Annotated in this window: 1 protein-coding gene and 1 pseudogene; both read left to right on the forward strand. The window is 37.2% G+C overall.

What is annotated here, in order from left to right; all coding sequences use genetic code 11:
- Positions 1–420, forward strand: a pseudogene (locus B154_RS32850) (RNA-binding protein); the annotation flags it as partial.
- 135 nt (positions 421–555) lie between these two features.
- The coding region (locus B154_RS0122755) for an FG-GAP repeat domain-containing protein (protein ID WP_018616662.1) at positions 556–1,940 on the forward strand (1,385 nt) is incomplete at its 3' end.

A 1,940-nucleotide genomic window follows, 5' to 3' on the forward strand; every position in this document is an offset into this window, starting at 1 on the left:
ATGGAGCCGGGCAGCGGAAGGCATGATGCCTTTATGGGCTTGTGTATGAAAGGTGATGGCAAAGGCAACTTCAGCAGTATGCCAATAGCTAAAAGCGGTTTTTTTGTAAAAGGTGACGCTAAAGGAGTAGCCACGATCCATACGGCAAAAAATGAGGACGTGACAGTAGCTACTCAAAACCAGGATAGCCTGCAGGTGTACAGCAAAGGCGGTCAGCAGGAAAGAGGCAAATGGATCAACCTGGATGAAAATGATTTTAGTGCGGATATTATTTACAACGATAACAAAAAAAGAAGGATAGAATTTTACTATGGCTCTACATTCTTATCTCAGTCTTCAAGAAAAATGAAAGTTGATAAAAACGCCGCAAAAATTGTTATCACTGATTTTAAAGGAATTAAAAGAGAAATAAATAAATAAACGGTAGTGCTATAAAGAGGTGTTTCACTAATACAGTTTATTTATTTCATTTTTAGGATGTTGTATAACAAGTGGCAGATCGTCTAAACTAAATTATAAATACAATTATTTACCCTGTTTTAATTTTCCTCATACATGATTTCACGCGATTCCATCTTACGGCTTCCACTATTTGCCTGGTTTCCATTGTTTATACTTTGTAGCTGGACTGGTAAGAATACAAATAAAATTAAAGAAAATCGTTCTTATACATCTGATTCAACTCCCCTATTTAAGTTACTTCCATCTTCACAAACAGGTGTCAATTTTACAAATACGATTTACGAAAATGATGCATTAAATATTTTAAATGAAGCATACATCTACAATGGTGGCGGGGTAGGTATAGGAGATTTTAATAATGATGGATTAGAAGACATTTACTTTTCCGGAAATATGGTTTCCAATAAATTGTATTTAAATAAAGGATCGCTAAAGTTCGAGGACATAACTGCCTCAGCAGGTGTGGGAAGCGAGGGAAAGTGGTGCAGTGGCGTATCGGTAGCAGACATAAACGGAGATGGATGGATGGATATATATGTAAGCTCAACATTTCTCAGAGATCCGAAGCAACGAACTAACTTATTGTTTATAAACCAGGGGCTTAACAAAGAAGGTATTCCTACCTTTAAAGAATCAGCCAAAGCCTATGGAATAGATGATAACGGTTACAGCACACAGGGAGTTTTTTTTGATTATGACAACGATGGCGACCTGGATTTATATCTTGTTACAAATACTTTAAACGATGCAAGAACGACCATTAAATACCGACCTAAAATAACGGATGGTTCAGCTTTAAATAATGACAGGCTTTACCAAAATAACGGAAATGGAACTTTTACCAATGTTTCCCGGCGGGCAGGAATCTTAATAGAAGGTTGGGGCCACTCGGCATCTATAACAGATTTCAACCTTGATGGATACCCTGATATTTATGTCAGTAATGACTTTGTTGCTAACGACATTTTGTACATAAATAATAAAGACGGAACTTTTACAGATCGCATCACTGATTACTTCAAACATACGAGCTGGTACACGATGGGTACAGATGTAGCGGATATAAATAATGATGGATTAACAGACTTAGTAGCGCTAGATATGCTGCCGGAAAGTAACCTGCGGAAGAAGAGAATGTTGAGTGGAAATGAATATTATAATTATTTCAATAACAGCCAGTTTAACTACCAGCATCAGTATATTAGAAATGTGCTTCAGCTAAACTGCGGCATGACACCTGAAGGTCTTCCTGTTTTCAGTGATGTTGCCTTTATGGCTGCCATTTATCAGACTGACTGGAGTTGGGATCCCCTTGTTGCAGATTTTGATAATGACGGTTACCGTGATATGATTATTACCAACGGTTTACCAAGGGATGTAACTGATTTGGATTATATTTCTTATGATAACGGCCAGGGTGGTAGTACTGTTAATTCGACACAATCAAAAGTCAATCAACTTCCTGTTGTTAAAATATC

The sequence above is a fragment of the Segetibacter koreensis DSM 18137 genome (genome assembly GCF_000374045.1).
In the GTDB taxonomy this organism is placed as follows: Bacteria; Bacteroidota; Bacteroidia; order Chitinophagales; family Chitinophagaceae; genus Segetibacter; species Segetibacter koreensis.